Below are 26,306 nucleotides of genomic sequence, written 5' to 3'. Positions count from 1 at the left end.
GCGTCGCGGCGTCGCGTCCGTCCTTCCCCCTGGCCTGGGTGTCCGAGTCGTCCCCTCTTGACCGGATCGCTCGGTAGCTGCGGTCCGATCCGCCGGTTAAGACCGTTGGGAGGGGTATCGGTTGCCTGCGCAGCCTACATTGTGGCTTGCGTCACATCCCGGACGTCAAGGGTGAGGTCGTTCTCGGGGTCGAACACCGGTCGAACGGCGACCGGTCCGCGCTCGGGATGGGTGAGGGTGCGGGCCGGGTGGACGTCGGTGCGCTTGCGGTCCACGCTGTCGCCGACGAGCCGCCCGACGGGCACGAGCGGCGCGCCCGGGGCGGGCCGCAGCCGCAGCTGCCAGACGTCCCGCGCGGTGCCGCGCCGGGTGAGGAGCCGCTCGTAGGGCAGGGTGCAGCGCAGCCGCCGGCCGTCCAGGGCGGTGACCGGGACCTCGACGTCGTACGCGCTGTCCTCCGGCGACACGGCGACCAGGGTGGTGGCCTGCGGGTCGAGGACGGCGGCGTCGCCGTACAGGAGGGCGGTCACGGTGAGGGAGTCCTCGCCGACGGCGATCCGCTCCAGTTCGGCGTGGGCCGGGCGCAGCCAGGTGCGCAGGGTCAGGGAGCCCGCGGCGGTGGTGTAGGGGACCCAGGCGGAGACCTGTCCGTCGTCGGTCAGCGGCAGGGTCAGCAGCCGGGCCTGCTCGACGAGGGCTGCGCCGACGCGGGCGCGCTTGCCGTCGTCGGCCCGCTCGACGTGGAAGTCCCAGCGGCCCTCGGCGAGCCGGGTGCCGGCCCGGTCGAGGACGGCCGTCAGCGGGCCCTTGCCGTAGCCGGGGTGGGCGAGCGGCAGCACGATGCGCTCGCCGGCCCCGGTGCCGTCGGTGCCGCGCAGCCGGCCGACGAGGGTCAGCCACTCGCCGGTGACCCCGGCGCGGGGCAGCCGCACGGCGAGGCCGCCGTCCGCGGTCGCGCGGGCGGACGCCTTGGGCCGCAGCGCCTTGAGCGGCGCGGGCGTGGGGACGGCGACCGGGGCGGGGGCCGCGGGCGCGGGCTTGCGGCGCAGCGGGCGGACGAGGCGGGCGGCGGTGCGGCGCAGGCTGCTCGCCGGGGTCGCGGCGGGGGCCGGCTTGGCGGCCTTGGCCGCCGGGGCCGCGGGTGCGGGCGCCTGGGGCAGCAGCTCGGGGCGGAGCGTACGGACGATCTCCTCGAACCGCTCGGCGATGCGCGCGGGCGCGTACCGCTGGGCGGACTCGCGGGCGGCGCGGCCCATGGCGCGGCGGAGTTCGTCGTCCTCGATGAGCTTGAGGAGGCCCTTGGCGATGCCGTCGGCGTCGCCGACGGGGACGAGGAGGCCGTCGGTGCCGTCGTTGATGATCTCGCCGGGCCCGTGCGGGCAGTCCGTGGCGACGACCGGGACACCGCAGTGCATGGCCTCGACGATCGTCATGCCGAACGATTCGTAGTCCGAGGTGACGGCGGCGATGGAGCCCTTGGCCCACTCGGTCTCGATGGGGGAGTGGGGGCCCATGAGCTGGATGTGCTCGTTCAGGCCGAGCTCGTCGATCTGCGTGCGGAGCGCGGCGCGCTCGGGGCCGCGGCCGTAGATGCGCAGGGTCCAGTCGGGGCGCTCGGCGGCCACCTTGGCGAAGGCCTCGACGAGCAGGCTGTAGCGCTTGACGGGGATGAGCCGCCCGGCGGCGACGACCAGCTTGGTGTCGCTCTCGGAGGGCTCGACCGCGCCGGCGGGCACGCCGTTGGGCAGCGCGACGATGTGCGTGCGGGCGTCCGGGAAGTGCTCGCGGTGGGTGACGGCGTCGGCCTCGGAGACGGTGGTGTGCGCGTCGAGGCGGGGGATGGCGCGGTCCTGGGCGGCACGGATGCTCGGCGCGTGGGAGCCGTGGATGAGGTGCTCCTGGCCGATACGCAGGAAGCCGCGGTCGGTGGCGCACTCGGTGAGATAGACCAGCAGCCCGGGCCGGGTGGCGATCACGACGTCCGCGTCGGTGGCCTCCAGGTACTGCGAGACGCGCAGATCGGCGAGGCGGGTGAACGCCTTGACCGAGCCCTCGGGGTGCGGCAGCAGCGCGCTCGGCTCCTGCTGGAGTTCGTTGTCGCTCTCGCAGCCCGCCGCGTCCTTGCGGATGTCGATCAGCGAGGTCAGCCTGACCTTGCCGCTGACGGGCAGCTGGGGCGTGTCGGCCCCGCGGTAGACCGAGACGATCTCGACGTCGTGGCGGGCGGCGAGCGCGCCGGCGAGGTTGGCGGTCGCGCGGATGGTGCCGCCGATGCCGTAGGCGTTGTGAATCAGAAACGCGATCTTCATGAGCGTACGGAAGCGCGCCACCCCCCGGGCGCCGCGCGGGCCCCTCTCCCTGGCGATCCCTGCGGAACTGGTCTACCGCTCGGTACGGTGCGCGATGAGTACGCCCGTTAGTACGAGTGACCGAACTGTAGATGTATAGGTAAAGGACCTGCAAGCGCCGATAGCGGGCATACGGCGCTTTTCGCCACGAACACAAGGGGTTGGGATCGTGATGCGGACTGTGGTGCGTCTGGTGGGGGCCGTCGCGGCGGTGGCCGCGCTGGGAATGACGACCGCGTGCGGCGGTTCGGACGACGGCGGGGGCGGCGGCGACAGGACTGCCAGGACCCTCGGCGACGACCGCGCCACCACCAAGGGCCCCGGCTCCGGGGCCAAGGCGCTCGACAAGGCGCGGGTGGCCTCGGCCGTCCTGGAATCGGCGGACGCCAAGGGATACGCCGTCACCAGGATGTCGAAGGAGGAGTTCACCAGCGCGAAGGCCCCCAAGGCCAAGCGGGCCGAGTGCCAGCCGCTCGCGGCCCTCCTCGGCTCCTCCCCGGACCCGGCGCCCACCGCCTGGGCCGTCAGCACCTTCGGCGTGCAGGACTCCAAGGCCGGGGCCATGGGCGGCATGGGCATGCTGGAAGTGTCCTCGTACGAGGGGGACGGCGCCGAGAGAACGCTCGCGAACCTCGGCGAAGCCGTCCGGGACTGCAAGGACGGCTTCGAGATGACCACCGGCGCGGGCACCCGGCAGACGTTCGGCGCGGTCGAGCGCCTCGACGCGCCGAAGCTGGGCGACGAGGCCGTCGCCTACCGCGCCGTGGACAAGGCCTCCGGCGCGCCGAGTCTCTACACGGTGGTGCGCAGCGGGGCCAACGTTTCCATGATCTTCGCCGCGAACATGATGGACCCGGCCAAGGCCACGATGGACCCCAACCTGGTGAAGGCGCAGGTCGCCAAGGTGGAGAGGACCGCCAAGGCGACGGGCTGAACCTCCGGGGCGCCGCGCGCCCGGCCGCGCCGCGCCCCGCCCGCGCCCCTTCACCGTCCGTCCGTGCGTGAGACCGCCTCGCGGCGGGTAATCGAGCACCGGGCGTGGCGTCGTCGTGGGCCCGGCGGGCGCTGGGAGGCTGGGTGACGTGAAAGCGAAGGTGGCGGCCTCCGTGGCCGCGGTGGCAGTCCTGTCGGCACTGGCCCTGACGGCCGGGTGCACCGCCGGCGCGCCCGACCGCGTCGACGACAAAGAGGCCAACGGGGACCGGCGGGACACCGGGCGGGTGCTCAGCACCGACCAGCTCCGACACGCCGAGCTCGGGCCGAAAGAGGTCCCCGGCTTCCAGATCGAGCGCGCGTCGATAGGGACGGCCGGGCACGGCAGGCCCAGGACGGACAGCGCGCCCTGCCGGCCGCTGGTGGCCCTCCTCGGCTCCAGACCGCAGCCCGCCCCCGCCGCCTCGGTGGTCAACACCTTCGCCAAGGCGGGCGACGGCCACCACTTCGACGGCCTGCTGGGCACGATCCGCGTCTCGGCCTACGACCGGGACGGCGCCGCCGCCACGCTCAAGCAGCTGCGCCTGGCCGCCGCAGCCTGCGCGGACGGCTTCGGGATGACGACCGGGGAGGGCGAGCAGCAGACCTTCAAGGCGGTCGAGACGCTGGAGCCGCCGTCCCTGGGGGACGAGGCGGTCGCCTACCGCCTGGCCAACGCGGCGGAGAAGGCACCCAGCCTCGTCACCGTCGTACGGACCGGCAGCAATCTCTCGCTGTTCTTCGCGACGAGCCTGTCCGACCCGGAGGGCGTGGAGATCCCCCGGGAGCTGGTGGAGGCGCAGGTCGGGAAGATCGAAAAGCTGGCGAACGCGGAGCGGGTGCCCACCGCGCCGCCCTCGCCCTCCACCCTCGTGGCGCCGGAGGGCGGCGAGGCGGGGGACAGCGTCGAGTAGGGCGCGGGAAAGGGCGCCCGCGTCAGGCGCTCTTGTTCGAGTCGCCCGAGTCGCCTGATCCGGACTTGGCCGACTTGGACGACTTCGGCGACGGCGACTTCACCGAGGCCGCGGCCTGGGCGTTGGCGCGGGCCATGATGCGCCGGAAGGTGTAGCCCGACACGTCCCGCCCGGCGGTGCGCGCCTTGGTGTCGTCCGAGTCGACGGCCTTGCCGCTGGTGTACCCGGCGACGGTGAAGTACGCGTAGCGGCCCTCGGCGTTGGCCGTCAGCCGGCAGGCGGTGCCCTTGCAGAAGCTCGGGCCGTCGTCGTCGGGCAGTGCGGCGATGTTGCCGGTGGACTGCGACTTCGCCTTGTCGGCCGCTTCCTTGGTGTCGAAGACGGCGACACCGACGGTGACGGCGACCCCGTCCCGGACGTAGGTGGCGCGCAGCACCTTGCGGCAGCCGTTGTCGCTGAGCACGGAGCCCAGCCCGCCCTGGGCGGCGGAGGCGCAGTCGCTGGTGGTGTCGGTGGCCACCTTCTTGTACGTGCGCTTGTTGAGCGACGGCTTGGAGTGCGGGAAGAGCGACTTCGTGGTGAGCGGCGCCTTGTCCTTCTCCGCGCTGGCGATGAACTCCCGCGGATTGGGCGGGGGCGGCGGCGCCACGGGCGAGAACGACGGCTCTGGCGAGGATCCGGCGCCGGGGACCTTCCCGGCGGACTGCGGCTTCTTGCCCGACTCCTTGCCGGAGCTCGCCACGGCCGTCGCCACGATCCCGGCCACCGCGCCGGCGGCCAGCACCCCACCGCCGAGCAGCAGCCACTTGCGGCGCCGCCCGCGGGCCTCCGTGGTGGCGGCGAGCGCCGCCCAGTCCGGCGTCGACGGATCCCCGAGCGGGGGCGGCGCGCCGTAGGGGTTCGGTATCTGCCCGCCCGGCGGCAGCTGTCCGCCCGGTGGCCCCTGCGGATCCGGTGTGAAGTTCGGCGGCGGCGGACCCCATCCAGGAGTCGGCGGCTGAGATCCCCCGGGGGCCTCGTGCGGCCCTCCCTGCCCAAAGCTCATGGCGTGCATCGTAAACCGGTTGGTCGCCGCCCCGGGAGCGGCGAGAATTCGGGCATGGGACATGTGGAAGCGGGACATCTGGAGTACTACCTTCCGGACGGCAGGGTGCTGCTCGGAGATGTGTCGTTCCGGGTCGGGGAAGGCGCGGCGGTCGCCCTCGTCGGGGCGAACGGCGCGGGCAAGACCACGCTGCTGCGGCTGATCGCGGGCGAGCTGCAGCCGCACGGCGGATCGGTGACGGTCACCGGCGGACTGGGTGTGATGCCGCAGTTCGTGGGGTCCGTGCGGGACGAGCGGACCGTGCGTGACCTGCTGGTGTCCGTGGCCGGGCCGAGCATCCGGAAGGCCGCGGCGGCCGTCGACGAGGCCGAGCACGCGATCATGACGCGTGACGACGAGGCCGCGCAGATGGCCTACGCCCAGGCCCTCTCCGACTGGGCCGAGGTGCGGGGCTACGAGGCCGAGACCACCTGGGACATGTGCACCATGGCCGCCCTCGGCGTCCCCTACGACCAGGCGCAGTGGCGCCAGGTGCGCACCCTCTCCGGCGGCGAGCAGAAGCGGCTGGTGCTGGAGTCGCTGCTGCGCGGCAGCGACGAGGTGCTGCTGCTGGACGAGCCGGACAACTATCTGGACGTGCCCGGCAAGCGCTGGCTGGAGGAGAAGCTGCGCGAGACGAAGAAGACCGTGCTCTTCGTCAGCCACGACCGGGAGCTGCTGGCCCGCTCCGCCGAGAAGATCATCAGCGTCGAGCCGGGCCCGGCCGGGTCGGACGTATGGGTGCACGGCGGGGGCTTCGGCACGTACCACGAGGCCCGCAAGGAGCGCTTCGCGCGCTTCGAGGAGCTGCGCCGGCGCTGGGACGAGAAGCACGCGCAGCTGAAGAAGCTGGTGCTCAGCCTCCGCCAGGCCGCCTCCATCAGCCATGAGCTGGCCTCCCGCTACGCCGCCGCGCAGACCCGGCTGCGGAAGTTCGAGGAGGCGGGGCCCCCGCCGGAGCCGCCGCGCGAGCAGGACATCCGGATGCGGCTGCGCGGCGGCCGCACCGGCGTGCGCGCGGTGACCTGCGAGCAGCTGGAGCTGACCGGCCTCATGAAGCCGTTCGACCTGGAGATCTTCTACGGCGAGCGGGTCGCGGTCCTCGGTTCGAACGGCTCCGGCAAGTCGCACTTCCTGCGGCTGCTGGCCGGGGAGCACGTGCAGCACACCGGCACCTGGAAGCTGGGCGCCCGGGTCGTGGCCGGCCACTTCGCCCAGACCCACGCCCACCCCGAGCTGCTCGGCCGCACGCTGGTCGACATCCTGTGGACGGAGAACGCCAAGGATCGCGGCGCCGCGATGTCCGTGCTGCGCCGGTACGAGCTGGAGAAGCAGGGCGACCAGCAATTCGAACGGCTCTCCGGCGGCCAGCAGGCCCGCTTCCAGATCCTGCTGCTGGAGCTGTCCGGCACCACGGCCCTGCTCCTGGACGAGCCGACCGACAACCTCGACCTGGAGAGCGCGGAGGCCCTCCAGGAGGGCCTGGAGTCCTACGACGGCACCGTGCTCTCCGTCACGCACGACCGCTGGTTCGCCCGCTCCTTCGACCGCTTCCTGGTCTTCGGGGCGGACGGGGTGGTCCGCGAGGTCTCGGAGCCGGTGTGGGACGAGGGGCGCGTGGCGCGCAAGCGCTAGCCGCGCCCTCGATCGCCGGACGGGCCGCGAAACCAGCCCGTCCGGCGCTTGAGGACCGGGGTCCGGGACGGAGCCCCGGTACAGGAAGGCGGGCACTAGCGTGCGGGCACCGCACGGCGCAAGCCACCGGGGGCATGTTTTGACCCGGATGGGGGCCGGACGGTAGTCTGCCAGTTCGTTATGCGTATTGGCTTGGTCGTTCTCACGCGAGGGGCCCTTACGCTTGTCCACCGGGCCGATGACCAGCGGCAGGTACTCGGGTTGCGTCCCCGGGTGCGGCCAAGGCTGTCGTGATCGTCCGGGTGGCCTTGTCAGGACCCACTCACACACGAAGCGAAGGCTACGACCGTGCGTACGTTCAGCCCCAAGCCCGGCGATGTCCAGCGCCAGTGGCACATCATTGACGCGCAGGACGTTGTCCTGGGTCGTCTGGCCACTCAGGCCGCCAACCTCCTCCGCGGCAAGCACAAGCCCGTGTACGCGCCGCACATGGACATGGGTGACTTCGTCATCATCATCAACGCCGACAAGGTTCACCTGTCCGGCAACAAGAAGACCCAGAAGATGGCCTACCGCCACTCTGGCTTCCCGGGCGGTCTGCGTTCGGTTCGTTACGACGAGCTGCTCGACAAGAACCCCGAGAAGGCCGTCGAGAAGGCCATCAAGGGCATGGTTCCCAAGAACTCCCTCGGCCGTCAGATGCTCTCGAAGCTGAAGGTGTACTCGGGCAGCGAGCACCCGCACGCCGCGCAGCAGCCGGTTCCGTTCGAGATCACCCAGGTCAAGCAGGGCTAGTCCCGGCCACCGCCGAACCAGACAGAAAGCATCTGAGGAGAATCGTGGCTGAGACCACCGCCGAGACGCCCATCGAGGACATCACCGAGGAGTTCGCGGGCGACGCGACCTTCGAGTCCGAGGAGACCGAGTACACCAGCGAGTCCCTCGCGTCCCGCTTCGGCGACCCGCAGCCGGCCGCCGGCCTGGGCCGTCGCAAGAACGCCATCGCCCGCGTCCGGATCGTTCCGGGCACCGGCAAGTGGAAGATCAACGGTCGCACCCTTGAGGACTACTTCCCCAACAAGGTGCACCAGCAGGAAGTCAACGAGCCCTTCAAGGTGCTCGAGCTCGACGACCGCTACGACGTCATCGCCCGCATCTCGGGTGGCGGCGTGTCCGGCCAGGCCGGCGCCCTGCGCCTCGGCGTGGCCCGTGCGCTCAACGAGGCGGACGTGGACAACAACCGCGGCCCGCTGAAGAAGGCCGGCTTCCTCTCGCGCGACGACCGTGCGGTCGAGCGCAAGAAGGCCGGTCTCAAGAAGGCCCGCAAGGCTCCGCAGTACAGCAAGCGCTAAACAAGCGGCTTCGCTGCTTCTGCTCGAACGCCCCGGCGGCACGATCCGTGCCGCCGGGGCGTTCGGCTATCGGCGGCCCGGGGCGTATACCTGGATGCAATGCCCCGGTCCCGGACCCGACACCTCATCTGCGGGGGCGACACCCCCTCCCCCCACCCGCGTTTTTACGGAGGACACCAGTGGGACGACTCTTCGGTACGGACGGTGTGCGCGGTGTCGCCAACGCCGACCTGACGGCGGAGCTGGCGCTCGGCCTGTCGGTCGCCGCGGCGCATGTGCTCGCCGAGGCGGGCACGTTCGAAGGCCATCGGCCGGTGGCCGTGGTCGGCCGTGATCCGCGCGCGTCCGGGGAGTTCCTGGAGGCCGCCGTGGTGGCCGGGCTCGCCAGCGCGGGCGTCGACGTCCTGCGGGTGGGCGTGCTGCCCACGCCGGCCGTCGCCTATCTGACCGGCGCGCTCGGCGCCGACCTCGGCGTGATGCTCTCCGCCAGCCACAACGCCATGCCCGACAACGGCATCAAGTTCTTCGCCCGCGGCGGTCACAAGCTCGCCGACGAGCTGGAGGACCGCATCGAGCGGACCTACCGCGCGCACGCCTCCGGTGAGCCCTGGGACCGCCCCACCGGTGCCGGCGTCGGCCGCGTCCGCGAATACGACCAGGGCTTCGACAACTACGTCGCGCACCTGATCGGCGTGCTGCCCAACCGCCTGGACGGCCTCAAGGTCGTCATCGACGGCGCCCACGGTGCCGCCTCCCGCGTCTCCCCCGAGGCCTTCGCGCGCGCCGGCGCCGAGGTGATCACCATCGGCACCGACCCCGACGGCCTCAACATCAACCACGAGTGCGGCTCCACGCACCTGGGCAAGCTGCGCGCCGCCGTCGTCGAGCACGGCGCCGACCTGGGCGTGGCCCACGACGGTGACGCCGACCGCTGCCTCGCGGTCGACGCGTCCGGCGCGGAGGTCGACGGCGACCAGATCCTCGCCGTGCTCGCCCTCGCCATGCGCGAGGCCGGCATGCTGCGGAAGAACACCGTGGTCGCCACCGTCATGTCCAACCTGGGCTTCAAGCTGGCCATGGAGCGCGAGGGCGTCGACCTCGTCCAGACCTCGGTCGGCGACCGGTACGTCCTGGAGGAGATGAAGGCGAACGGCTTCGCCCTGGGCGGCGAGCAGTCCGGCCATGTCATCGTCCTCGACCACGCCACCACCGGTGACGGCACCCTGACCGGCCTGATGCTGGCCGCCCGGGTCGCCGCCACGGGCCGCTCGCTGGCGGAGCTGGCCGGGGTCATGGAGCGACTGCCGCAGATCCTGATCAACGTCCGCGACGTCGACAAGTCCCGCGTGGGCTCCTCGCCCGAGCTGGCCGCCGCCGTCAACGACGCCGAGCGCGAGCTGGGTGCCACGGGCCGGGTGCTGCTGCGTTCGTCCGGCACGGAGCCGCTGGTGCGGGTCATGGTCGAGGCCGCGGACATCGAGCAGGCGCGGAAGGTGGCTCAGAACCTGGCCGACGTGGTCAAGTCGGCTTTGGGTTAGCAGGTACCCGGGGCTCTGCCCCGGACCCCGGTCCTCAAGCGCCGGACGGGCTGCAAATCAGCCCGTCCGGCGCTTTCATGCCGCGGAGCGCCGTCGCTGGTTCGCCCAGAACAACCGCTGAGCGACCAGCGTCAGCGTCCCCGCCACGATGATCCCCAGCAGGTTCAGCGCCAGCTGCACCGCCGAGCCGCGGGTCTCCGACCAGTCGCCGTAGGACAGGGCGACCGCGGCGTTGGCTGCCGCGGGCACGGTCGTGACCGAGATGGCCACGCCGATCAGCGCGCCCGACTTCGCCGAGGTCAGCGACAGTATTCCGGCGATGCCGGCCAGGAACGCCACGACGAAGGAGAAGGCGTCCGGCTGCCAGATGAACGAGGTCTGCGGGCGGTCCGCGAGGAACTTCGCCTCGTGGAAGAGCCCCACCCAGTCCATCAGCAGGCTGAAGCCGCCGGTCAGCGCCATCGCCACGGGGAAGCCCACCAGCAGCGCCAGCATCGAGCGCCAGGCCAGGCGGGGCGCCCGGCGGACGATCGCCGTGCAGAGCCCGGCCAGCGGGCCGAACTCCGGGCCGACCGCCATCGCGCCCACGATCAGGATCGCGCTGTCCATGATCACGCCGCAGGCGGCGAGCATCGTCGCGACGGTCAGGAACACCAGGAAGGTGACGCTGAGCGTCGACTCCTCGTGCGTCTCGTCGACCAGCGACTCCCAGACCACCGCGTCCGCGCCGTCGCCGGGCGCCTCCTCCTCGGCCTCCTCGGCGCGCCGGGAAAGCATCAGCCCCACGTCGTCGACCGAGATCGAGCCGACGTCCGGCAGCCCGGTCGCCCGCAGCCGCTCCAGCAGCCCGTCGGCCGCCTCGCGGGCCACGTCGCACAGCACGATGTCGCCCTGCGGATGACGTGCCGCCCTGGCGAGTACGGCCACATGGGTGACGCCGATGGTCCGCTCCAGCAGCTCGACGATCTCGTCGGTGCGGTCGGGCGGGGTGATCATCCGCAGATGCAGCATGAGTGTCTTTTCTAGAGTTTCCGCAGGGAGAGCCGCTGCACCTTGTGGTCGGGCCCCTTGCGCAGGATCAGATTCGACCGCCCCCGGGTGGGAGCCACATTCTCCAGCAGATTGGGCTTGTTGATGGTGCGCCAGTTCCGCCGGGCGTAGTCCAGGGCCTCCTCCTCGGAGACCTGGGTGTACCTGCGGAAGTAGGAGTCGGGGTCCTGGAAGGCCGTCGCGCGCAGCTTCCGGAAGCGCTCGTAGTACCAGCGCTCGATGTCATCGGCCCGCGCGTCCACGTAGACGCTGAAGTCGAAGAAGTCGGCCAGCCCGACGCGGGTGCGGCCGTCGCTGCCGGGCAGCGCCGGCTGGAGGACGTTGAGGCCCTCGATGATCAGGATGTCCGGGCGGTGCACGGTCAGCCGCTCGTCGGGCACGATGTCGTAGATCAGGTGGGAGTAGACCGGGGCGGTCACCTCCGCCTTGCCTGCCTTCACGTCCGCCACGAAGCGGGTCAGGGCGCGCCGGTCGTACGACTCGGGGAAGCCCTTGCGGGACATCAGACCGCGCCGCTGCAGCTCGGCGTTGGGCAGCAGGAAGCCGTCCGTGGTGACCAGCTCGACGCGCGGGTGCTCGGGCCAGCGGGCCAGCAGCGCCTGGAGCAGTCGGGCGGTGGTCGACTTGCCGACCGCGACGCTGCCCGCGACGCCTATGACGAAGGGCGTGCCCGGCTGTGAGCCGTGGCCGCCGCCCACATCGCCCAGGAAGGTGTTCAGGGCGCCGCGCAGCTCGCTGGTCGCTCCGACGTAGAGGTTGAGCAGCCGGGAGAGCGGGAGGTAGACGTCCCGGACCTCGTCCAGGTCGATGACGTCGCCGAGCCCGCGCAGCCGCTCGACCTCCTCGGCGGTCAGCGGCAGCGGGGTGTTCTCGCGCAGGGCGCTCCACTCCGCACGGGTCAGATCCACGTACGGGGAGGAGTCGGCGCGGCGTCGTTGCTGCGGCTGCTCTGTGGTGGTCGGCACGGGCCCATTCTGCGCGGGTGGCGGGCGGGGCTCACTTCGGGGGCTCCTTGGAGCGCGTACTGGCGGTTACATCCGGGCATGCGCCGGGTGTGTATCCGGACGTGTGTCCGGGTGTGGGATTCGGGTGTTCTTCGTGGGGTTTATGGGGGTGTGAGAGCGGGATTGTGGGACACAAGCGGGTGACGTTCGGCCTCGTTCCCTGTACCTACCGGCGGGTCGGAGCTACGTTCCAGCCACTCCGGACGCCCCACTGCCCCCGGAGCCCCCCACCCTCAGAGGGACACCGTGTTCGCTCTCAGAGCCCTGCGCCGCCGGCACGGCCGCCACGGCTGCGCCGACCGGACCGCCGCCTTCGCCGACCAGGTGAAGAGCGAACTGACCGACGAGCTGCCGGACGAGGACCTCGGCCAGGACCTGGAGGACTGCCTGGCCGTCTACGAGCTGGGCAGCAAGCCGCGCTGCGAGGAGGTCGAGTACCTCGAACTCGTCCAGGAAGCCATCGACCGGATCGACCGCGGCCGTTGAGCCCTGGGCCTTACGCTGCACTCCATGTGCGGAATCGTTGGCTATGTGGGAGGGCAGTGCGCCCTCGACGTCGTATTGGCGGGCCTGAAGCGCCTGGAGTACCGCGGCTATGACTCGGCCGGGGTCGCGGTGCTGGCCGACGGCGGTCTGGCCGCCGCGAAGAAGGCGGGCAAGCTCGCCAATCTGGAGAAGGAGCTGGCCGAGCGGCCGCTGCCGTCCGGCCCGACCGGCATCGGCCACACCCGGTGGGCCACCCATGGCGGCCCCACCGACGCCAACGCCCACCCGCACCTGGACAACGCCGGGCGCGTCGCGGTGGTCCACAACGGCATCATCGAGAACTTCGCCGGACTCCGCGCCGAGCTGGCCGAGCGCGGCCACACCCTGGGCTCCGAGACCGACACCGAGGTCGTCGCCCACCTGCTCGCCGAGGCCTTCTCCTCCTGCGGCGACCTCGCCGAGTCCATGCGGCAGGTGTGCCGCCGCCTGGAGGGTGCCTTCACGCTCGTCGCGGTGCACGCGGACGACCCGGACGTGGTCGTCGGCGCCCGCCGCAACTCGCCCCTGGTCGTGGGCGTCGGCGACGGCGAGCACTTCCTCGCCTCCGACGTCGCGGCCTTCATCGCCCACACCCGCGAGGCGATCGAGCTCGGCCAGGACCAGGTCGTGGAGCTGCGCCGGGACGGCGTGACCGTCACGGACTTCGACGGCGCCCCCGCGGACGTCCGGACGTACCACGTGGACTGGGACGCCTCCGCCGCCGAGAAGGGCGGCTACGACTACTTCATGCTCAAGGAGATCGCCGAGCAGCCGAAGGCGGTCGCGGACACGCTGCTGGGCCGGATCGACGCGTCCGGCGCGCTGCTGCTGGACGAGGTCCGCATCCCCGCGTCCGTGCTGCGCGAGGTCGACAAGGTCGTCATCGTGGCGTGCGGCACGGCCTACCACGCGGGCATGATCGCCAAGTACGCCATCGAGCACTGGACGCGCGTCCCGTGCGAGACGGAGCTGGCGAGCGAGTTCCGCTACCGCGACCCGATCCTCGACCAGCGCACGCTGGTGATCGCCATCAGCCAGTCCGGCGAGACGATGGACACCCTGATGGCCCTGCGGCACGCGCGGGAACAGGGCGCGAAGGTCCTGGCGATCTGCAACACGAACGGCTCGACGATCCCCCGCGAGTCCGACGCCGTGCTCTACACCCACGCGGGCCCGGAAGTCGCCGTCGCGTCCACGAAGGCGTTCCTGACCCAGCTGGTGGCCTGCTACCTCGTCGCCCTCTACCTGGGCCAGGTGCGCGGCACCAAGTGGGGCGACGAGATCGTCTCCGTCGTCCACGAGCTGTCGGCCATCGCCACCCAGGTGGAGGAGGTCCTGGAGACCATGGAGCCGGTCCGTGAGCTGGCCCGCTCCCTGGCCGACAAGAACACGGTCCTCTTCCTCGGCCGGCACGTCGGCTACCCGGTCGCCCTGGAAGGCGCCCTGAAGCTCAAGGAGCTCGCCTACATGCACGCCGAGGGCTTCGCGGCGGGCGAGCTGAAGCACGGCCCGATCGCCCTGATCGAGGACGACCTGCCGGTGGTCGTGGTCGTTCCGTCCCCCCGCGGCCGGTCGGTCCTCCACGACAAGATCGTCTCGAACATCCAGGAGATCAGGGCCCGGGGCGCCCGGACGATCGTCATCGCCGAGCGCGGCGACGAGGCGGTACGCCCGTACGCCGACCACCTCATCGAGATCCCGGCCACGCCGGTGCTGCTGCAACCGCTGGTCGCGACGGTCCCTTTGCAGGTCTTCGCCTGCGAGCTGGCCACGGCCCGCGGCAACGAGGTCGACCAGCCGCGCAACCTGGCCAAGTCGGTGACGGTCGAATGATCATCGGCGTCGGTATCGACGTAGCCGAGATCGAACGCTTCGACGCGGCCCTCAGGCGCACGCCGAGCCTCGCCGGGCGCCTGTTCCTGGAGGCCGAGCTGTACCTCCCGACCGGCGAACGCCGCGGCATCGCCTCCCTGGCAGCCCGCTTCGCCGCGAAGGAAGCCCTCGCCAAGGCCCTCGGCGCCCCGGCGGGCCTGCTCTGGACGGACGCGGAAGTCACCACGGCGGACAGCGGCCGCCCGAGCCTGACGGTCACGGGCACGGTGGCCGCGTGCGCGGAGGCACTGGGCGTGCGCTCCTGGCACATCTCGCTGAGCCACGACGCGGGGGTGGCGTCGGCGGTGGTGATCGCGGAGGGGTAGGGGGTGGGGGCGGTTGCGGCCCCCACGGTGGCCCGCTGCCGCGAGGCGTGTAAGCCCGCCTCCGCCTCCTTGCGGGGGCGGCTACCGGCTCAGTTGCTCCAGCCGCGCAGCACTGCGGCAGTCGACGCAGCGGTCGATTCGGGTTTCTTCGGCCTCGACCGCGTCGATGAGGTCAACGTAGCCGTCCAGGACTTCCTGCGCGGCTGCGAGGAAGGAGGCGCGGAGCGCCTCGGGGTCCACTTGCACCTTGGCCAAGCGAGGCAAGCTATCGCCTTGCCGTGGGGCCTGGTGCGGCGACTATCCGAAAGGCGGGGCCGTGTCGGGAGCGGGACCGATGCCTGTTCGCGCCGGCCGCTGATGCCTGTGGCCTGAGGAGGCGAACGGCCCTGCGGGGCAGGGCCGTTCGTCGTTCCCACGCGACGGGACAGGGGTACCGTCCAGGTGCCGAGTCAGAACGGAGCTCCCCATGCCCCCGTACATTGACGAGCACACCGGTACGCGCATCGCGCAAGCACGCAAGGTGCGTCGGCTGACGCAGCGCGAACTCGCTGACCTCTCCCATGTTTCGTACAGCACCATCACCAAGGTTGAGCAGGGCGTACTGCCCGCCAGCCCTTCAGTGATCGGTTCTCTCGCCCGCGCCCTTTCCGTTCCCGTCACGGAATTGACCGGGCAGCCGTACCTTGAGGAATTGCGCAAGGATCAGCTGGACGGATTGATCCAGCCGATCCGTGAGGCGCTGAATGTGTACGACCTCGGCCCGGATCCGGATGTGTTCCCGCGGCCGATCCATGAGCTGGAGGCGCACGCCGAAAAGCTGTGCGCACTGGTTCGGGCCACGAACATCAAGCAGGTCGCAGCCGACCTTCCCGACCTGATCCGCGAGGCCACCACGACGGCCCACACCGCGCGGAGCGACCGAAGCTGGCAGCTGCTCGCCAGCACCTACCGCACCGCGTATGACGTGACCACCAAGCTCAGCTACCCCGACCTGGGGATGGTCGCACTGGACCGGATGGGCTGGGCCGTCGAGCGGGCCTCGGATCCGATTCTGGGCGGGATTCGCCAGTACCTCAGGGCGGTGGCCTATCTACGGGCGGGTGACTGCCGGACCGGGGAGCGGCTGGTCCGCCTGAGCCTGTCTGCCCTGGAGCAGGCGGAGGAGGGCAGGGTCCGCGACGTCGCGACAGGGCAACTGCACTTGGGGTCGGCCGTGCTGGCCGGCCGGGACGGGGACGAGAGCAAGGCAGGCGCACACCTCGACGAGGCGCAGCGCATCGCTGAGCGGACGGGGCATGCGGAAGAGGTCCACTGGCTTTCGTTCGGTCCGACCAATGTGGGTATTCACCGCGTGAGTGTGCTCGCCGAGCTCGGTAGGCATCCGGAGGCCGTGCGCACTGCCCAGGAGACGATGATTCCCGAGGGCTGGCCCCCGTCCCGGCTGGCACATCACTACACCGAGGTGGCGCAGGCCCTGTTGTGGATGGGGAGCACGGACGCGGCATTCAAGAACCTGCAGATGGCGCGCAAGCTGGCGCCCCAGCAGACGCGATACGAGCCGACGGTTCGGGAGACGTACGCAGGGCTGGAGTCGGCCAGGCGCAGGTTGCCGGTCGCCTTCAGCAGCTATGGAGCTTGGCTGGGAATGTGACCACGCGCAGCGTGGTCCATGGCTGCCATCGAGGTGGCTGGCTATCAAGGCGTACGGCCCCCGCTTCCGCGGGGGCCGTACGGCGTTCCCCCGCTACCGGGCGGGAGTACCGTTCTGGTGTCGAGTCAGAACGGAGCCAGTATGGCTGACGAGATTGACAAGTTCATCGGCGCACGGATCGCGGAACGGCGTGCGGACCGGGGACTCACTCAACAAGGGCTTGCAATGCGGGCCCATCTCTCCAAGTCCATCCTCTCGAAAGTCGAATGCGGCCAGCGGCCGGCCTCGCCCGAGCTTGTCGCCGCGTGCGCGCGGGCCCTGGGCGTGATGCCCGCAGACCTCCTGGGGCAGCCCTACATCGACAAGTTGCGCACGGACCAGCTCGACCTGTTGATACAGCCCATCCGTGAGGCTCTGAACCTGCACAACCTCGGGCTTGATCCGGACGCGCGGCCTCGCCCGCTGGACCAACTTGCCGATGAACGGGACCGCATCAGCCTTCTCGTTCACCGAACGGACCTCAAAGCAGCGGCGGTTGATCTCCCCGCAGTGATGGCAGAAGCCATAGCGGTCGCGCACGCGTCAGGCCATCCTGCGGCGTGGGCGCTGCTGGCGGGCCTTGACCGTGTGGCGTTCAACATCGCAGCGAAGTTCGGGTTCCACGATCTCTCCCTTGTCGCTGCGAGCCGCGCTGAATACGCGTGCGAGCGTGCGCAGGATCCAGCGCTCTCGGCCATGGCGAAATGGATGCACGCCATCGCCTGCCTGCGTTCGGGGGAGTTCGACACCGGCAAGCGGTTGCACGGGGTCAGCCTGCGCTATATGGAGGACGCCCCGGCCGGGGCGGAGCGGGATGCCGCGACGGGCCAGATGCATCTCGCCGCCGCGCTCCTTGAGGTGCGTCGAGGCAGCGCCGACGCGGCATCCGGGCATCTTGACGAGGCCGAACGGTACGCACGGCTGACAGGGGACGTCACGCCTCATCGCTGGCTTGGAGACGACCCGCCCGAGGAGCGGCCCACGGACAGAATCGGGTTCCGGGCGCGGGGCGTGCACTGGTATGTGTTCGGACCGACCAATGTGGCGGCGCACCGGATTGCCGCTCTGGCCGACCAGAACGAGCACGCAAAGGCGGTGCGCGTGGGTGACTCCCTGTGCATCCCCACGGGGTGGCCCCCGATGAGGGCCGGCCAGGTGCACATCGACCTGGCCCGGTCGCACCTGTGGACCGGGCGGGACGACGCGGCGTTCCGAAGTCTCCTGGACGCCCAGCGCGTGGCGCCGCAACAGACGCGGTACCACCCGCAGGTGCGGGAGACGGTCGTGCAACTCCGGAAGCGTGAGCGGCAGAGCCGGGGCACCTTGTCCCACTTCGCTGAGTGGGTGGGCATCTAGCAGATCCTGGGGAGCGGGAGTTGCACCGATCGGTGCAACTCCCCTTCGTCGCGCGTCGGCAGGCTTGTTGGGTCAGAAGGACCCCCGCGACCGGTGCGAACGGTCCGGGGGCATGGCCAACGCCACGTAGGAGCGTCGACATGACCGACCTTATCCACCGGATGGCCGCACGGGCGAGAGCCCTGTTCCCCCGCCGTACCACTGCCCGTGACACGCCACCGCCCCCGCTCACCCCTCCGGCGGCTAGCCCCTACGCCCTCTGGGCGACAGCCCACGGCTTCGATATCGTCCGCCGTCCCGCCCACCACGCCGAGGCGACCCGATGACCTACCGGCTCGTCGCCCCCGCCGTGCCGACCTCCGCCCGGCTGGCCAGGGAATTCGTCTCCGCCGCCCTTGTCGCCGTCGACCGGCGTCCGTTGATCGACAACGCCCGGGTCTGCGTCTCGGACGCCGTGACGAACGTCGTGCAGCACGCGCGCGTGCCCGTGCTCGCCGTGGAGGTGACCGTCGGGGCGGAACACGTCGTGGTGGCTGTCCGGGACGACGATCTCCGCAGGCTGCCCTGGCCGCGTCGGCCGCGCGCGGACGAGGAAGGAGGCAGGGGGCTGATGCTCGTACGGCGGCTGTCGCACGCATCCGGCGTCACGTGGGTGTGGGACGGGCTCGACCTGGTCGGCAAGCAGGTGGTTCGAGCTGCGGGAGGGCGTCGCGTTGAGCGCGTGAGGAAGGAGAGGGCCAGTAGGACGGAAAGTGTCCTACTGGCCCTTTACATTCACGCTATTGGTCAACGAAGGGAGCGCACCGTGTTGCGAGGTCTCACCACCCTCAACTTCTGGGCGGACGATCTGGAGGCGGCAAAGCGCTGGTACACCGAGTTGCTGGATACCGAGCCGTACTTCGAACGTCCGGGTTATGCCGAGTTCCGGATCGGCGACTACCAGCACGAGTTGGGCCTGATCGACAGCCGTTACGCACCCGAGGGTGCGACCGACCGCCCGGCCGGTGCGCTCATGTACTGGCACGTCGACGACTTGGAGGCGACGGTCGAGAAGCTGTTGTCCATGGGCGCCAAGGAGTACCAGCCGCCGATCGAACGCGGCGAGGGGTTCGTCACCGCCTCCGTCGTCGATCCCTTCGGGAACATCCTCGGCGTCATGTACAACCGGCACTACCTGGAGGTCCTGGCCGGCCCGGCCGCGACGGTCTGACGCCTTCCACCGCTCCCGGCCCCGCCGGCCCGCACCTGGCGTATCGTCAGGTCGGCGCGTGGGCGGGCGGAGGAGGGCGGCTGTGCACCCGGCAGAGGAACGTATCGCGGCGGTGTTGGGCCGAAGCCAGGGGAGTGGCTATCTGCTGACGCCCAGGCTGGTTCTGACCGCCGCACACGTGGTGGGCGATGCGCCCGCGCCCCAGGTCGTCGTGCCCGGAGGCGTCGGGCCCGTGCGGTGCAAAGTGGTGTGGGCGCGGGACGAGAAGCGACGGTGCGATGCCGCCCTGTTGCTCGCCGAGCGGGACCTCGTGACCGAGGACGTGGCGGGTGGCTTCGAGCCGTTGCTATGGGGGCGGGCCCGGGACCTGAGGGCCCTGCCGGGGGCCCAGGCCGTCGGGTTTCCGCAGGTGCAACGGGACGTGGACGGTGAGCTCGACACCGAGCAGGTCGTGGGGTCGCTCAAGCCGGGCAGCAATCTCCTCAGCGGTCGCCATGTGCTCGACAGTGATCACGGGGCTCCCGAGGCGCTCGCCGACGGGGGCTCGCCGTGGGCGGGCATGTCCGGGGCCGCCGTCTTCGTGGACGGGCTGCTCGCCGGGGTGGTGTGCGCGGACCCCAAGGGCTGGAACCACGGACGTCTGATGGTGACGTCCTCGGCGACGCTCTGGTCGCACTTCGACTTCCTCAGCGAGTGCCTTCGCGCGGGGCACAAGCCGGAGACGCGCCCCCTCACCTCCACCCGGCAACTCGAGATCGAGGCGTTCGAACGGAGGCTCCGCGACTACATCATCGGCAAGGTCGGCGAACTGACCATCGTGGGCCTCACCCTCTCCGACGGCGAGGGCGAGACATGGCCGCTCGACGCCGCCTACCTCAGCCTCGAACTGACCGGCGTGCCGCGCTCCACGAGCGCCGAGGGCTTCGGGGTTCCGGGCGGGGGTGGACGCGGGGACGCCACCGTACGGTCATCGCCGAGACGGGCCGAGGACGCGCTGGCCGGGCAGAAGCGGGTGCTGCTGCGGGGCGCCGCCGGCTCGGGCAAGACCACGCTGCTCCAGTGGCTCGCGACGATCAGCGCACGCGGCGACCTGCCCCCGGGGCTGAGCCATCTGAGCGACTGCGTACCGCTCACCCTGCCCCTGCGATCGCTGATCAGGATGGGCGAGCTGCCGCAGCCCGAGGAGTTCCTGGCCGCCGCCGCCCGTCCGCTGGCCGGGCTTCCCGCCGCCGCGGGGTGGGTGACCCGCAGGCTGACCGAGGGCAGTGTGCTGCTGCTGATCGACGGCGTGGACGAGGTCCCCGAAGCCGACCGCCGGCGCACACTGGCCTGGGTCAAGGACCTGCTGGCCGCCTACCCCGACGCGCGGTACGTCATCACGACCAGACCGTCCGCGGTGCGCGAGGGCTGGCTGTCGGACGCGGGCTTCACCGAGCTGGAGCTGCTCCCGATGAGCCGGGGCGACGTCGCGGCCTTCATCGACCGGTGGCACACGGCCGCCGGAGCGGGGCAGAACGCGCAGTTGCGGGTCTTCCGGGACGCCCTCACCACGGCCGTCGTCGCCAAACCCGATCTGGGGCGGCTGGCCACCAACCCGCTGATGTGCGCACTGATCTGCGCCCTCAACCGCTCCCGCCGCGGATATCTGCCGCACGGCCGGATGGAGCTGTACCGCGCCGCGCTGGAACTGCTGCTCGTACGGCGGGACCGCGAGCGCGAGATCGTCGCGGGCCGGGACGGGATGGAGCTCGAACACACCCATCAGGTGGCGCTGTTGCAGAAGATCGCCTACTGGCTGATCCGCAACGGCCGGTCCGAGATCGAATGGCACAAGGCCGTCGAGATCCTCGAACGGGCGCTCCCCGCCATGCCCTCCGCCGCCGCGCGCGGTAGCGCCGAGGAGATCCTGAGCCATCTCGTCGTGCGCAGCGGCCTGTTGCGGCGGCCCACCAGCGAGACCCTGGAGTTCATCCACCGCACGTTCCAGGACTACCTGGGGGCCCAGGCCGCCGTGGACGACTGGGACTTCGACGTCCTCGTCAACCACGCCCACGACGACCAGTGGGAGGACGTGCTGCGCATGGCCGTCGGCCACGCCCCGCCACGCGCGCGTGCCGAGCTGCTCGACATGCTCCTCAAGCGCGGGGACGGTGAGGAAACCCACCGCTACCGGCTGCACCTGCTGGCCGCGGCCTGTCTGGAACACGCCACCGAGCTGGAGTACGACGTACGGGCACGGGTCGAGAAGGCCGCCGCGGAGCTCGTGCCTCCGCGCGACCCGGAGTCGGCCAAGGTGCTGGCGACGGCGGGACGGGTCGTGCTGGACCTGCTGCCGGGGCCCGAGGGGCTGGACCACGAGGTGGCCCACGCCGTCGTCGTGGCGGCGACCCTGGTGGCGGACGACCGGGCCATCCCCCTGCTGTCCCGGTACGCCACCCACCCCTCCCTGGACGTCCGCTCCCAGCTCGCCTGGGCGTGGGACCGCTTCGACACCGAGCAGTACGCGGACGCGGTGATCGGCAAGCTCTCGTACGAGGCCGAGTCAACGGCCTCGCTCGCGTTCGTCGCGAAGTCCCAGAAGCACTTGGCCGTGCTCAAGAGGCTCGGCGGGCGGCCCGAGGTGCAGTGGCGGGGCCCCTCGGCCCCCGAAGACCTGGCGGATGTGGCCACGCCGGCACTCAGGGACCTCTCGCTGCGCGGATGTCAGGAGATCATCGACCTGCGCTCGCTGCGTGGCTGCCCGCCGCTGCGCTCGCTGCGCATCACCGAGTCCGAGGGCGTTTCCCACCTGGGGGCGTTGAACGGCGAAGCACTTCGGCTCCTCGAACTGTCCTTGTTCAGGTTTCCCCCGGACCTGGAGGCGGTGGCCGGGCTGGAACGGCTGGAGTCACTGGACTTCGAGTGCACCGATCCGGGTGCCCCCGACGGGCCGGACGGCGAGCTGCCGCTGCCGCCCCGGCTCAAATACCTGGAGCTGGGACGTGGCGCGGCCGGCCTGCGCCTGGTGGGGTTGAGCCGGCACCCCCGGCTCGCGGCGGTGGTCCTCAACAACCTCGAACTTCCCCTGTCGGCTTTGCCCCTGGCCACGCTGCCCCGGCTCAGCACGCTGGGCATCAGGAGGACGGACCTGACCACGCTGCGGCACGGGGAGCCGCTGCCCCGTGTGTCCGACCTCGCCCTCGCCGGCGTCATCGGTCTGGCCGGACTGGCGCATCTGCCGGAGGTCTTCCCGGGCACCCGGGCGCTGACCATCAGCACGCATGAGTTCGCCGCCAAGGAAACCCTCGACCTGTCCCTCCTGGAAGGCCTGAGCCTGGAGAGTCTGTACCTCTACCACACCGGTCCGGTCCGCAACGAGGATCAGCTCCCGAGCGGCTGCGCTCTCTACCGCCCCTCACCCTGAACCCTCACCCCGACACCCCCCGCCACACCCCCGGCAACGCCCCCGCCACCCCCATCGCCGTCAGCGGTGCCGCGCCCAGCGACCGGGCCGCCAAGCCGTGCAGATACGCGCCCACCGACGCCGCGTCCCGCCCCGACAGCCCCGCTGCCAGCAGGGACCCCGTCAGCCCCGACAGCACGTCCCCGCTCCCCGCTGTGGCCAGCCACGGTGTCCCCGTCGGGTTCACCCGTACCGCCGTGCCCGAGGCGCAGGCCACCACCGTCGTCGAGCCCTTGAGCAGGGCCGTCACACCGAAGCGTTCCGCCAGGGCCCGTGCCGACGACAGGCGGGACGACTCGACGTCCTCGCGGGAGCAGCCGAGCAGGGCCGCCGCCTCGCCGGCGTGCGGGGTGAGGACGGTCGCGGCGGACCGGGCCCGCAGGGCGTCGACGGAGACCAGGTGCAGGCCGTCCGCGTCGACGAGGACCGGGACGTCCGAGGCCAGGACGTCGTCGACGGCGCGGCGGGCGCGGGCGTCGTCGCCCAGGCCCGGGCCGACCACCCACGCCTGGACCCGGCCGGCCTTCGACGGGGGGCCCGCCGAGACCAGGGTCTCGGGGAAGCGGGCGATGACCGCGTCGGCCGCGGGGCCGACGTAGCGGACCGCGCCCGCGCCGCCGTGGAGGGCGCCCGCGACGGAGAGGACCGCCGCACCCGGGTAGCGGTCCGAGCCGGCCACCACGCCCACCACGCCCCGGCGGTATTTGTCGCTCTCGGCCGACGGGCTGGGCAGCAGCCCGGCGACGTCCGCGTGCTGGAGCGCCTCCACGTCGGGCTCGTCCGGCAGGCGGAGGCCGATGTCGACCAGGCGCAGGGCGCCCGCGTGCTCCCGGGCCGGGTCGATGAGCAGGCCCGGCTTGTACGTGCCGAAGGTGACGGTCGCGTCCGCCCGGACCGCCGTGCCGCGCACCTCGCCGGTGTCCGCGTCGACGCCGCTGGGCAGGTCCACGGCGACCACCAGGGCCCCGGCCGCCGCCGCGACCAGGGATTCGGCCGCCGGGCGCAGGCCGCCCTTGCCGCCGATGCCGACGATTCCGTCGACGACGAGGTCCGCGCGCCGGACCACGCGGTCGCCCTCCTCGGCGGAGGCGACCCGCCCGCCCGCCGCCCGCAGCGCCGCCAGGCCGCCCGGGTGCGCGCGGTCCGGGGCGAGCAGCACCGCGCTGACCCCGGCGCCGCGCCGGGCCAGCCGGGCGCCCGCGTAGAGGGCGTCGCCGCCGTTGTCCCCGCTGCCGACCAGCAGGGTCACCCGGGCCCCGTACACCTTCCCCAGCAGGTCGGCGCAGGCGGCGGCGAGCCCCGCCGCCGCGCGCTGCATCAGGGCGCCCTCGGGCAGTTCGGCCATGAGCGCGCGCTCGGCGGCCCGTACGGTCTCGACGCTGTAGCCAGTCCTCATGCCTTCAGTGTGGCGGCCGCCCCCTCGCCCCGCCCGGAACATGACACCCTCGACACCGCCCCGCCGGGGCCTGAGACACTGACGGGGATGAGTGAGACACCGATGCCGATGCGCGCCCGTGCCGTGATCGACCTGGCCGCCCTGCGGGCCAACGTGACGACGCTGCGGGCACGTGCGCCCCGGGCGCAGCTGATGGCCGTGGTCAAGGCGGACGCCTACGGCCACGGCGCGGTGCGCTGCGCGCGTGCGGCGCGGCAGGCCGGGGCCGAGTGGCTCGGTACGGCCACGCCGCAGGAGGCGCTGGCGCTGCGGGAGGCGGGGGACACCGAGCGGCTGATGTGCTGGCTGTGGACGCCGGGCGGGCCGTGGCGGGAGGCCGTCGAGGCCGACATCGACGTCACGGTCAGCGGCCTGTGGGCGCTGGAGGAAGTGTCGGCGGCCGTGCGCGGGAGCGACCTGCGGGCCCGGGTGCAGCTGAAGATCGACACCGGGCTCGGCCGCAACGGCTGCCAGCCCGACGACTGGCCGGAACTGGTGCTCGCGGCCCGCCGGGCCGAGGACGAGGGCCTGATCCGGATCACCGGCATCTGGTCGCACTTCGCCTGCGCGGACGAGCCCGGCCACCCCTCCATCCAGGCGCAGCTGCGGGTCTTCAAGGACGCCCTCGACTACGCCGAGCGCCAGGGGGTCACCCCCGAGGTGCGGCACATCGCCAATTCCCCGGCGCTGCTCACGCTCCCCGAGACCCACTTCGACCTCGTGCGGACCGGTGTCGCGGTCTACGGCGTCTCCCCGAGCCCCGAGGTCGGCACGCCGGAGGACTTCGGCCTCAAGCCCGTGATGACGCTGTCCGCCTCCCTCGCCTCGGTCAAGCGGGCGCCGGGCGGTCACGGTGTCTCGTACGGGCATCACTACACGACGCCCGGCCCCACTACCCTCGCTCTCGTCCCCGTCGGGTACGCCGACGGCATTCCGCGGGCCGCCTCCGGCACCGGGCCGGTGTTGGTGGGGGGCAAGTGGCGGACGGTCGCGGGCCGGGTGGCCATGGACCAGTTCGTCGTGGACCTGGGCGGCGACAGTGCCCAGGTGGGTGACGAGGCGGTGCTGTTCGGCCCGGGCGACCGGGGCGAGCCGACCGCCGAGGACTGGGCGCGTGCCACGGGCACGATCGCCTATGAGGTCGTCACACGCATCTCCCACCGGGTGCCCCGCGTCTATGTCGGTGAGAACGGGAACGCGCAGGAGATCGCCGAGGACGTGGACCACAGCTAGGACACGGGGGACCGGGAATGAGCGAAGGAGAAACCACGGGCGCGGACGCCGTCGGCCGGTGGCGGGGCGCCGGGGTCGCGGGCGCCGCGATCGGGATCATCGCCACCGGGGCCGCGGTCGGTGTGGCGGTGGAACGCCTGACGGTGGGCCGCGGCATGCGCCGCAAGGCGCGCCTCGCCCTGGACGCCTCGGCCCCGTACGGGACGCTGCGCGGCACCGCGGGCACGGCGATCGCCGAGGACGGCACCGAGCTGTACTACGAGATCGACGAGGTCGACGACAAGGCCGCAGCGGACGCCCAGCCGCCCCGCCGGAGGCTCTTCGGGGGCGCCGCGCGCCCCCAGGCCGAGCCGGTCACCGTCATTTTCAGCCACGGCTACTGCCTGGCGCAGGACTCCTGGCACTTCCAGCGGGCCGCGCTGCGCGGTGCCGTACGGACCGTCTTCTGGGACCAGCGCAGCCACGGCCGCTCCGGCCGCGGCGTCGCCCAGCGTGACAGGAAGGCGCCCGTCAGCATCGACCTGCTGGGCCGGGACCTCAAGGCGGTCATCGACGCCGCCGCCCCCGAGGGGCCCCTGGTGCTGGTGGGGCACTCGATGGGCGGCATGACGATGATGGCGCTGGCCGCGCAGTACCCCGAGCTGGTCGCCGAGCGTGTCGTGGGCGCGGCCTTCATCGGCACGTCCTCGGGGCTGATCGCCGAGCTCACCTACGGCCTTCCCCTCGTCGGCGGGCTGAACGTGGCGAGCCGCGTCCTGCCGGGCGTCTTCAAGCTGATGACCGCGCAGGCCGCGCTGGTCGAGCGGGGGCGGCGGGCCACCGCCGACCTGTTCGCGGGGCTCATCAAGCGTTATTCCTTCGGCTCCCGCGATGTGGACCCGGCACTGGCGCGGTTCGCCGAGCGGCTGATCGAGGCGACACCGGTCGAGATCGTCGCCGAGTTCTACCCGGCCCTCGCCGCGCACGACAAGGTGGAGGCGCTGTGCGCCTTCGACCACATGCCGGTGCTCGTCCTCGCCGGGGAGAGGGACCTGATGACGCCGAGCGAGCACAGCGAGGCCATCGCGGCTGCCCTGCCGGACGCCGAGCTGGTGCTCGTACCGGACGCCGGGCATCTGGTGATGCTGGAGAACCCCGGCGTGGTCGACGAGCATCTGGCCCAGGTGCTGGCTGCGGCGGGGGCGGGCGAGGCGGCGCGGGGGATCGAGCAGCGGCGGACGGCCGGAACGCGTCGGCACGGCTGAGGAAGGGCGGGCGGGGGCGCTCGCCCCCGCGGCGGCACGGCTGAGCCCTTACGGGCCCGAGCCCGTACCATCGGCG

At 71.9% G+C, this 26,306-nt stretch carries 22 protein-coding genes; 16 read left to right on the top strand and 6 right to left on the bottom strand.

The genetic code is table 11. The features are described from left to right. Positions 1-134: 134 nt before the first annotated feature. A complete protein-coding gene (locus AB8O64_RS15905) occupies positions 135-2,309 on the bottom strand; it encodes a glycosyltransferase family 4 protein (protein ID WP_370419760.1) in 2,175 nt (724 codons plus the stop codon). A 211-nt stretch (positions 2,310-2,520) separates the two neighbouring features. Between AB8O64_RS15905 and AB8O64_RS15900 the strand changes: the two genes are divergently transcribed. Both AB8O64_RS15900 and AB8O64_RS15895 read left to right on the top strand, forming a co-directional pair. After that, positions 2,521-3,282 carry a hypothetical protein gene (locus AB8O64_RS15900; protein WP_370419759.1) on the top strand — a complete coding sequence of 254 codons (762 nt, stop codon included), beginning with the start codon at positions 2,521-2,523 and terminating at the stop codon, positions 3,280-3,282. 148 nt (positions 3,283-3,430) lie between these two features. Further along, complete coding sequence (locus AB8O64_RS15895) at positions 3,431-4,234, top strand: hypothetical protein (RefSeq protein WP_370419758.1); 804 nt, start codon at positions 3,431-3,433, stop codon at positions 4,232-4,234. A gap of 22 nt (positions 4,235-4,256) precedes the next feature. Here the strand turns inward: AB8O64_RS15895 and AB8O64_RS15890 are convergent, their stop codons facing one another. Further along, complete coding sequence (locus AB8O64_RS15890) at positions 4,257-5,279, bottom strand: hypothetical protein (RefSeq protein ID WP_370419757.1); 1,023 nt, start codon at positions 5,277-5,279, stop codon at positions 4,257-4,259. A 54-nt stretch (positions 5,280-5,333) separates the two neighbouring features. Between AB8O64_RS15890 and AB8O64_RS15885 the strand changes: the two genes are divergently transcribed. The 4 genes from AB8O64_RS15885 to glmM all read left to right on the top strand — a co-directional run bounded on the left by AB8O64_RS15885 (position 5,334) and on the right by glmM (position 9,843). Then, on the top strand, positions 5,334-6,953 hold the full coding sequence (locus AB8O64_RS15885) for an ATP-binding cassette domain-containing protein (protein ID WP_356449076.1): 1,620 nt from the start codon (positions 5,334-5,336) through the stop codon (positions 6,951-6,953). A gap of 348 nt (positions 6,954-7,301) precedes the next feature. Continuing rightward, positions 7,302-7,748 (top strand): 50S ribosomal protein L13, encoded by a 447-nt coding sequence (gene rplM, locus AB8O64_RS15880; RefSeq protein ID WP_130879005.1) that lies wholly within the window; start codon positions 7,302-7,304, stop codon positions 7,746-7,748. A 44-nt stretch (positions 7,749-7,792) separates the two neighbouring features. Next, positions 7,793-8,305 (top strand): 30S ribosomal protein S9, encoded by a 513-nt coding sequence (gene rpsI, locus AB8O64_RS15875; RefSeq protein WP_130879006.1) that lies wholly within the window; start codon positions 7,793-7,795, stop codon positions 8,303-8,305. Positions 8,306-8,484: 179 nt separating this feature from the next. Then, positions 8,485-9,843 carry a phosphoglucosamine mutase gene (glmM, locus tag AB8O64_RS15870; RefSeq protein WP_370419756.1) on the top strand — a complete coding sequence of 453 codons (1,359 nt, stop codon included), beginning with the start codon at positions 8,485-8,487 and terminating at the stop codon, positions 9,841-9,843. A 75-nt stretch (positions 9,844-9,918) separates the two neighbouring features. On the opposite strand, the gene AB8O64_RS15865 is transcribed toward glmM, so the two are convergent. Together AB8O64_RS15865 and coaA are read right to left on the bottom strand one after the other, a co-directional pair. Then, the gene (locus AB8O64_RS15865) at positions 9,919-10,854 is read right to left on the bottom strand and encodes a DUF389 domain-containing protein (RefSeq protein WP_370419755.1); all 936 of its coding nucleotides are present in this window, start codon (positions 10,852-10,854) and stop codon (positions 9,919-9,921) included. An 11-nt stretch (positions 10,855-10,865) separates the two neighbouring features. Then, positions 10,866-11,858 carry a type I pantothenate kinase gene (gene coaA / locus AB8O64_RS15860; protein ID WP_130879009.1) on the bottom strand — a complete coding sequence of 331 codons (993 nt, stop codon included), beginning with the start codon at positions 11,856-11,858 and terminating at the stop codon, positions 10,866-10,868. A gap of 285 nt (positions 11,859-12,143) precedes the next feature. Between coaA and AB8O64_RS15855 the strand changes: the two genes are divergently transcribed. The 3 genes from AB8O64_RS15855 to AB8O64_RS15845 are packed head-to-tail and all read left to right on the top strand — an operon-like array spanning position 12,144 to position 14,620. After that, positions 12,144-12,383: a hypothetical protein gene (locus AB8O64_RS15855; RefSeq protein WP_356449082.1), complete on the top strand. Its 240-nt coding sequence runs from the start codon at positions 12,144-12,146 to the stop codon at positions 12,381-12,383. Positions 12,384-12,407: 24 nt separating this feature from the next. Next, positions 12,408-14,255 (top strand): glutamine--fructose-6-phosphate transaminase (isomerizing), encoded by a 1,848-nt coding sequence (gene glmS, locus AB8O64_RS15850; protein WP_356449084.1) that lies wholly within the window; start codon positions 12,408-12,410, stop codon positions 14,253-14,255. Further along, positions 14,252-14,620, top strand: coding sequence for a holo-ACP synthase (locus tag AB8O64_RS15845; RefSeq protein ID WP_370419754.1), 369 nt, complete (start codon positions 14,252-14,254; stop codon positions 14,618-14,620). Before glmS ends, AB8O64_RS15845 begins: the two co-directional genes overlap by 4 nt. 81 nt (positions 14,621-14,701) lie before the next feature. Here the strand turns inward: AB8O64_RS15845 and AB8O64_RS15840 are convergent, their stop codons facing one another. Continuing rightward, positions 14,702-14,875 carry a hypothetical protein gene (locus AB8O64_RS15840; protein WP_370419753.1) on the bottom strand — a complete coding sequence of 58 codons (174 nt, stop codon included), beginning with the start codon at positions 14,873-14,875 and terminating at the stop codon, positions 14,702-14,704. 211 nt (positions 14,876-15,086) lie between these two features. Between AB8O64_RS15840 and AB8O64_RS15835 the strand changes: the two genes are divergently transcribed. The 5 genes from AB8O64_RS15835 (at position 15,087) to AB8O64_RS15815 (ending at position 22,279) form a co-directional block, all read left to right on the top strand. Next, positions 15,087-16,271, top strand: coding sequence for a helix-turn-helix domain-containing protein (locus AB8O64_RS15835; protein ID WP_370419752.1), 1,185 nt, complete (start codon positions 15,087-15,089; stop codon positions 16,269-16,271). A 141-nt stretch (positions 16,272-16,412) separates the two neighbouring features. Next, positions 16,413-17,666, top strand: a complete 1,254-nt coding sequence (locus AB8O64_RS15830) for a helix-turn-helix domain-containing protein (RefSeq protein WP_370419751.1) — start codon at positions 16,413-16,415, stop codon at positions 17,664-17,666. Positions 17,667-17,806: 140 nt separating this feature from the next. Next, a complete protein-coding gene (locus tag AB8O64_RS15825; protein ID WP_370419750.1) occupies positions 17,807-17,992 on the top strand; it encodes a hypothetical protein in 186 nt (61 codons plus the stop codon). Next, positions 17,989-18,876 (top strand): ATP-binding protein, encoded by an 888-nt coding sequence (locus tag AB8O64_RS15820; protein ID WP_370419749.1) that lies wholly within the window; start codon positions 17,989-17,991, stop codon positions 18,874-18,876. Before AB8O64_RS15825 ends, AB8O64_RS15820 begins: the two co-directional genes overlap by 4 nt. An 82-nt stretch (positions 18,877-18,958) precedes the next feature. Then, complete coding sequence (locus AB8O64_RS15815) at positions 18,959-22,279, top strand: NACHT domain-containing protein (RefSeq protein ID WP_370419748.1); 3,321 nt, start codon at positions 18,959-18,961, stop codon at positions 22,277-22,279. Between the two features lie 4 nt (positions 22,280-22,283). Here the strand turns inward: AB8O64_RS15815 and AB8O64_RS15810 are convergent, their stop codons facing one another. Next, positions 22,284-23,714, bottom strand: coding sequence for an NAD(P)H-hydrate dehydratase (locus AB8O64_RS15810; RefSeq protein ID WP_370419747.1), 1,431 nt, complete (start codon positions 23,712-23,714; stop codon positions 22,284-22,286). Between the two features lie 87 nt (positions 23,715-23,801). Here AB8O64_RS15810 and alr point away from each other — a divergent pair, with 87 nt between their 5' ends. Continuing rightward, on the top strand, positions 23,802-24,986 hold the full coding sequence (gene alr / locus AB8O64_RS15805) for an alanine racemase (RefSeq protein ID WP_370419746.1): 1,185 nt from the start codon (positions 23,802-23,804) through the stop codon (positions 24,984-24,986). A 17-nt stretch (positions 24,987-25,003) separates the two neighbouring features. After that, positions 25,004-26,230 (top strand): alpha/beta fold hydrolase, encoded by a 1,227-nt coding sequence (locus tag AB8O64_RS15800; RefSeq protein ID WP_370419745.1) that lies wholly within the window; start codon positions 25,004-25,006, stop codon positions 26,228-26,230. Positions 26,231-26,306: the final 76 nt, after the last annotated feature.

Origin of the sequence: Streptomyces sp. QH1-20, from assembly GCF_041283565.1 — a bacterium.
Lineage (GTDB): Bacteria > Actinomycetota > Actinomycetes > Streptomycetales > Streptomycetaceae > Streptomyces > Streptomyces syringius.
This window is presented reverse-complemented; position numbering and strand designations above follow the sequence as displayed.

Excerpts from the sequence above, each read along its gene's own strand:
- glmS (WP_356449084.1), top strand. The coding sequence starts at position 12,408 with ATGTGCGGAATCGTTGGCTATGTGGGAGGGCAGTGCGCCCTCGACGTC.
- AB8O64_RS15865 (WP_370419755.1), bottom strand. The coding sequence starts at position 10,854 with ATGCTGCATCTGCGGATGATCACCCCGCCCGACCGCACCGACGAGATC.
- AB8O64_RS15800 (WP_370419745.1), top strand. The coding sequence starts at position 25,004 with ATGAGCGAAGGAGAAACCACGGGCGCGGACGCCGTCGGCCGGTGGCGG.
- AB8O64_RS15845 (WP_370419754.1), top strand. The coding sequence starts at position 14,252 with ATGATCATCGGCGTCGGTATCGACGTAGCCGAGATCGAACGCTTCGAC.
- AB8O64_RS15820 (WP_370419749.1), top strand. The coding sequence starts at position 17,989 with ATGACCTACCGGCTCGTCGCCCCCGCCGTGCCGACCTCCGCCCGGCTG.
- AB8O64_RS15835 (WP_370419752.1), top strand. The coding sequence starts at position 15,087 with ATGCCCCCGTACATTGACGAGCACACCGGTACGCGCATCGCGCAAGCA.
- AB8O64_RS15900 (WP_370419759.1), top strand. The coding sequence starts at position 2,521 with ATGCGGACTGTGGTGCGTCTGGTGGGGGCCGTCGCGGCGGTGGCCGCG.
- AB8O64_RS15810 (WP_370419747.1), bottom strand. The coding sequence starts at position 23,714 with ATGAGGACTGGCTACAGCGTCGAGACCGTACGGGCCGCCGAGCGCGCG.
- AB8O64_RS15830 (WP_370419751.1), top strand. The coding sequence starts at position 16,413 with ATGGCTGACGAGATTGACAAGTTCATCGGCGCACGGATCGCGGAACGG.
- alr (WP_370419746.1), top strand. The coding sequence starts at position 23,802 with ATGAGTGAGACACCGATGCCGATGCGCGCCCGTGCCGTGATCGACCTG.
- AB8O64_RS15885 (WP_356449076.1), top strand. The coding sequence starts at position 5,334 with ATGGGACATGTGGAAGCGGGACATCTGGAGTACTACCTTCCGGACGGC.
- AB8O64_RS15825 (WP_370419750.1), top strand. The coding sequence starts at position 17,807 with ATGACCGACCTTATCCACCGGATGGCCGCACGGGCGAGAGCCCTGTTC.
- AB8O64_RS15905 (WP_370419760.1), bottom strand. The coding sequence starts at position 2,309 with ATGAAGATCGCGTTTCTGATTCACAACGCCTACGGCATCGGCGGCACC.
- AB8O64_RS15890 (WP_370419757.1), bottom strand. The coding sequence starts at position 5,279 with ATGAGCTTTGGGCAGGGAGGGCCGCACGAGGCCCCCGGGGGATCTCAG.